Source organism: Anaerofustis stercorihominis (genome assembly GCF_005844425.1).
GTDB lineage: Bacteria > Bacillota > Clostridia > Eubacteriales > Anaerofustaceae > Anaerofustis > Anaerofustis butyriciformans.
On record NZ_SPHL01000071.1, the window covers coordinates 1 to 3,421 of the forward strand.

The 3,421-nt window shown below is 24.8% G+C and carries 1 protein-coding gene; it reads right to left on the reverse strand.

What is annotated here, in order from left to right:
- Nucleotides 1-177: 177 nt before the first annotated feature.
- Nucleotides 178-3,421 (reverse strand): BREX-1 system adenine-specific DNA-methyltransferase PglX (gene pglX / locus FGQ49_RS10125; RefSeq protein ID WP_207669807.1); only part of this gene is annotated, 3,244 nt, incomplete at its 5' end.

Here is a 3,421-nt window from a genome sequence, read left to right on the forward strand (position 1 = left end):
ACTTAATAATTTCTGTATCTTCTAATTCAAGTTCATTTATGAAATCCTCATATTCTTGTTTAGAATCATACCAAAATATTATTTTTCTTGTTCTTTTTCTTTCAGTATCTCTAGAAAAAGCACCTTTTAAAGTATCTTTTAATAATTCTAATACTTCGTCAAACATATTCTATCCTCCTATTTTATTTTAGCAAGTATATCTTTAAACTTATCGTAATTTACTTTTACTCCATCATCTAAATCAATACTTATTCTTTGATTTGCAATATGTGCTATTTTTTCATCATATTCTTTTATTTCTTGTAATTTAGCATTTAAGTCTGCTTGTCTTTTTTGTGCTTCTTTTTTATCTGTCATAGATAATTCTGATGTAAGTTTATCATTTACATCTGTTAATAATTTTTCATAAGTTGTCTGCATTCTGTGTAAGTAGTCAAGTCTTACTTTTGGTATTAAGTTTTCATTATATCTATGCATATAAACAAGTGCTTTAAATCCATTCTTTTTACCACTATCAAATAACCAGTATATTGGTCGTTTTTGATATGTTTTTACGTGGTCATTAAAGAAATCATTTACAAAGTATCTTCTAATAGTATCTTCACTTGTTTCTGTTCCTTTTTTACCTAATGTTTCAGCAATAAAGTCTAAATTTTCATTTAACGTTTTTTCTCCATAAACAACGCTTATAAATGTTTTAAATCTTTCAACTATATCATCACTAAAATACGCTTCATCAGTTATAGGAATAACATTATCGTTATCAACTTCAAATGATAAATCTATTTCTTGTCCATTATCATTTAATACTTTATAATTTGATAAACTAACACCTGCCCAACCACCATCAGTTTTCTTGTGTTTTTTGTATATTTCATCAAAATCTCCACCTGCATATATTAACCCTTCTTTATCAAGTGAGTATCTTCCAAACATACAACCAACTGCATAACTAATTAAAGATTTCACTTCTCTTTCTTTATTAGACTTTTTAATAGTTATATCTTTATCTAATATTTCATTTGTTATGTCATTTTGTAATCCATATATTTCAACAAATTTATTATTTAATTGAATTTCATTATATTTTATTTTTTTAAAGCGATTATCACATTCACTTTTCCAAATATTAAATGCTTCTTTTATCGTACTAACTTTTTTATTAACTAATGGATGTATTTTAAAATCCCAACTTAACTCAAAAGAATCCCAATCTTCTTTTGATATTTTTATGCACTCCTTGACTAATTTTGTAATATACTCATTTTCTTCTTCTTTAAATATAATAGGAAGATTAGCAATATTTCCTGCTTGAACATTCATTGTAGGATTTAACATTTGTAAAAATTGTTTCATTAATTTTGAACACATGAATCCTAATATATAGTACAATTTATCTTCTTTTGGAAATAATGAAGAACCTGCTACATCAAAAATAAATCCATTAGGAAAATATCTAACTCCTACATCAATAGATATAAACGTCCAAGTTATACCAGATTTAAAATACGATTTTCTATTTTTAATAACAAATTCTGGGTCTGATATATTAGGGTATTTTTCTCTTACTAGATTTATAAGTTCTTCACCATCATTATAATAATCAACAATAAAATCATTGTTCCCATACCATTTTCTATATTTTCCACCTTTATTATACGGGAACCATCTTTTTCCACTATTTTTGGCTTCTTCACTATTTTTAGAATAAAATTTTATATTATTAATATCAACTTCAAACCAGTTCCTCATAAATCTTTTGTTATCAGTTGTTGCCATTCCTTGTCTAGGAATAGCATATTCTTTTAATAAAATTGCTTTATCAAACACTTTTTTATAACCATCACTTATCCAATATGCAAATGGTCTATCATTTATTTTTTCAAAATCTCTCATTTTAAATTTATATTTATAATCTACATTTGTTTTAGTAAGCGCTTCTATAGTTTTTATAGGTTGATTTTCAGGTCCAGGGAAATTGGATAATTTTATATAATATCCTTCTAAATTATCAGTAGTATTTTTTAAGACATATGTACATACAGGTAACGCTGCCACTTCAAATGCATTAAACTCTAACTGTATTAAACTGCTGATTGGTAAATTATATATTAAATATTGTCTTAAATCCTTGTACGAATCCAAAAACATCCAAGCATAAGGTGTAATCATACCTATATAAGATTCCTTTTTTGATAACCATTGACAAACTAATATAAAACTTGTAAACATATCTGCTTTTGCAATAGAATAATTAGTCCTAATATATTTTTTTAAAGATGGCGAAAAATATTTTTCTCCCATATAAGGTGGATTTGTTACTACAATATCATATTTATCACTCATAATATTTGCCTGCTTTATTAACGGTTCGATTTCACTTTTCAATATATTTGTAACCAAATTTATTTCAGAATTTATATAATTTAACAAATCCGTATAATCATCTTTTTCTATTTTTAATAAAGAGCCATATTCTTTTGCATTAATATAACAATTTAATAATTTAATTACCTTTTGTTTTGCGTTTAATGGAATCTCATCAATTATGAAATCACTAATTTTTTTTGATTCTTGGATACTAATTATATTTAAATTTTGTACTATATCTTTGTTAAATATTTCTTTATCATATTCTCTTGCCTTTAATATAACAGACAATATAGATAATTGTCCTGCTCTATCATCTATATCTAATCCAAATAGATTATTTTTTAATATTAGTTCAGGAATATCTTTTTTATTAAATCCTGATTTTAAATACATTTGATAAAATACTTCAAAAGCATATACAAGTATATGACCGCTTCCACAACAAGGGTCAATAAATGTTATTTCTATTGGATTTAACTTATCTTTTTTATTTTCTATATTATCTTTAATAAAATATTGCCAATTACTTGTTATAGAAGATGAAGGATATAAGTTATTACTTGGATATAAATTGTCTGATGGATATAAAGCCCCATCTCCATTGTGTTCTACCCAATACCTTCCTAATGAATTCTCAACCATATATTTTACAATCCAGTCTGGAGTAAATAACTGAGTAGCATAAGGAATTTCATTTTTCTTATATGATTTCTTTGCAGAAATAACTCTATCTTTTTCAGTTTGATTATAATACTGATATAACCACCCTATAATCTCTACTTGATTATAATTTTTTTCAGGTACTTCATTTATTACTTTTGTAATAAATCCTGTATCATTTAATAAATTGTCTGGTATTAAAATATCAATATAATCAGTAATTCCATCAAATACTTGTGGTATTACTCTACCCAGTTTTTTGCATACTAACAATAATACATATTTAAACTTTTCATTGTCATCTTTTAACTCTACATATTTTTCTTTTTTTAAATTTATATCCAAATACGGATTCATTAAATTAGTGAACTTTAATATTTCTGGATCT